Genomic DNA, 2,469 nt, shown 5'->3' with positions numbered 1-2,469 from the left:
CACACCCGCAAAAATATTTAAATAAATGGTGAGCCATGGAGGATTCGAACCTCCGACCCTCTGATTAAAAGTCAGATGCTCTACCAACTGAGCTAATGGCTCAAAGACTAATAAATGGTGCCGGCGAAAGGACTTGAACCCTCAACCTACTGATTACAAGTCAGTTGCTCTACCAATTGAGCTACACCGGCATTCTAATAGTTTGTCTAGATTATATTATGGTGGAGGATGACGGGATCGAACCGCCGACCCTCTGCTTGTAAGGCAGATGCTCTCCCAGCTGAGCTAATCCTCCATTTGAATTCCACGTTGTCCTGACGACAATATATAATATATCATGTGGTTTTTTATAAAGCAAGTATTTTTTTAAAAAAATTTAACTTTATGATAAAACTTTGTATCCTAGCATATACAAAATAAAAACACCAAAAAGTCTACTTGCCACTCTCTCACAACACTCATAACAGATTACATTTTACCAAAAATATCCAATCATTTCTATGCTATTCTATTTTTAATAGCCCTGTTTCTTCAAAAGCTTGCTTAGCATATGCTAAAAAACAATCACTAACAATACAGCAACAGGGCATTGATTCAAATACTTTAAATGAAGCCTTTTATTTATTCCAAATTATTAGTCCGATGTATCCAACTTCCTTACTCACAATAGAATGTTTCCCTATTTATTTTCCAAATCTTTTGCGATAGCCACATTTCCTGCATAGCTCTTCTACAGCCACTCTTTGTGAAAAACCATCTACAAGGTTTTTAGCCCTTTCCCCTTCAATAATATCAGAAAATGGGGCAGCATTAATATTTCCAAGATTAATCACTCCCTCACCATCTAAACAACAAGGAATAACCGTTCCATTTGCTAGGATACCTGCTTGATTTCGCAATCCATAACAGAAGCCTTTTCCATCATCCTCTTCTTCATGTAAAGCAGGCCACTGAAACTCGTAATCTTGATTAATGAAAATGCGGTCCGCAATTTTCACTCCACTTCCTGGTGTGATCTTCTCTTCAATTTTGTAGTCTAAATCAAATTCCTTTTCAATAATTCCTAATAATTGTCTGTTTCTTTGCCTCTCAAGATTTGTCGTGTTGTCTTGTGTGAGATTCCAAAGTCTTAGTGAAACAATCATCTCTGATTGACTCGTTGCTTCTTTTATAAATGAAAGTATACTTCTTACATATCCTTCTTTATCTGTAGAACCAGCATGGCCATCAAAACTATGAAGAGAAAAATTCATCTGTCGTAATGCAGGTTTATTTAATAATTTTTGTCTCTTTTTATTAATTAATGTTCCATTAGTTGTAATATTAACTTTAAATCCTTTTTCATGACTTAAATCGAGCAATTGATCTATTTTAGGATGAAGCAGCGGCTCTCCTTTTACATGTAAATAAATGTAGTCTGTGTGCGGTTTAATTTGATCTAATCTTTTCGAAAACTCCTCCACAGAAAGAAATTGCTTCTGTCGTTCCGTTGGGGGACAGAAACTGCATGCAAGATTACATACACTTGTAATCTCTAAATAAAACTTCTTAAACTTTTTCAAGCATAATCCCTCTATTCCTTTACTACTTAGAACAAGCTGACTATTGTTCTATCCTTATTACAGCATAATTATTCTCAAATGAAAACAGGCTTTTTTAATAAAACTACTGTCACTATTTTCCCTCTTTAAAATGATGCCATGATAATTCGCTAGATACTTCTTTATCTTACATGTTACTATCCTCCAAATAAAACTTCTTTCACCTTGCCAATACAAAATTTTTGTTAATTTATTCATTATAGAAGCCGAGTATTTATATACCTTCGATCCATCACATAAAGTGCACTAGAATTAAGCAGCAAATATTCTGTTGTTTCTTAATCAGATAAGATATGATTCAATAAAAGCCACTATTTTATCTGCTAAACAATAGGACCACTTGAACAAACTAATTTTAATACTATCCAAGAGGCCTTTTCTTTTATTTTAGCAAACTCCCTATTTTACAAGTTTTTTCCATTCATCTTTTCCTCTTAATTCATTAATCTTGAAAGCAGATGAACTATCAGGAATTACCTATTGCTGATATGAGGGAGAAAAGAAACATCTTATTATAAAATTAGCGATGCACGAAGGGAAAAATACTCTTTACAATATCACATTCCATGTTCCCGATTAGTTTGCTCTATGCGTATAAATAAGGATTCATTTAAAGAACTTCAAATTAATTAATAAAGTTGCCAGCCATTAGATATATACAAAGTTATCTTTGCATAAGTGCCTCTGTTTCCTTTTTATGATTTCTCAGTGGAATTTAGAAGATTTAATTTCCCTAAAATAAAAAAGTTGCTAGCATCTGCTAACAACTTTTTTATTCGTATGACCCATACGGGATTCGAACCCGTGTTACCGCCGTGAAAGGGCGGTGTCTTAACCGCTTGACCAATGGGCCAGATAAATTTCTGGC

At 34.1% G+C, this 2,469-nt stretch carries 1 protein-coding gene and 4 tRNA genes; all 5 read right to left on the bottom strand.

The window, feature by feature from the left end:
* Positions 1–26: 26 nt before the first annotated feature.
* The 5 genes from CWS01_RS22165 to CWS01_RS22145 all read right to left on the bottom strand — a co-directional run bounded on the left by CWS01_RS22165 (position 27) and on the right by CWS01_RS22145 (position 2,454).
* A tRNA-Lys gene (locus tag CWS01_RS22165) sits at positions 27–102 on the bottom strand.
* Positions 103–115: 13 nt separating this feature from the next.
* Positions 116–191 (bottom strand) — tRNA-Thr (locus CWS01_RS22160).
* 28 nt (positions 192–219) lie between these two features.
* Positions 220–295: transfer RNA gene (locus CWS01_RS22155), tRNA-Val, on the bottom strand.
* A gap of 388 nt (positions 296–683) precedes the next feature.
* Positions 684–1,562, bottom strand: coding sequence for a radical SAM/SPASM domain-containing protein (locus tag CWS01_RS22150; protein ID WP_101179751.1), 879 nt, complete (start codon positions 1,560–1,562; stop codon positions 684–686).
* Between the two features lie 820 nt (positions 1,563–2,382).
* A tRNA-Glu gene (locus CWS01_RS22145) sits at positions 2,383–2,454 on the bottom strand.
* Between the last annotated feature and the right edge of the window lie 15 nt (positions 2,455–2,469).

This window comes from Niallia nealsonii, assembly GCF_002835805.1.
GTDB classification, from domain to species: domain Bacteria; phylum Bacillota; class Bacilli; order Bacillales; family Cytobacillaceae; genus Niallia; species Niallia nealsonii.
Note: the sequence above shows the minus strand (reverse complement) of the source record. Positions and strands in the feature narration are given on the sequence as shown.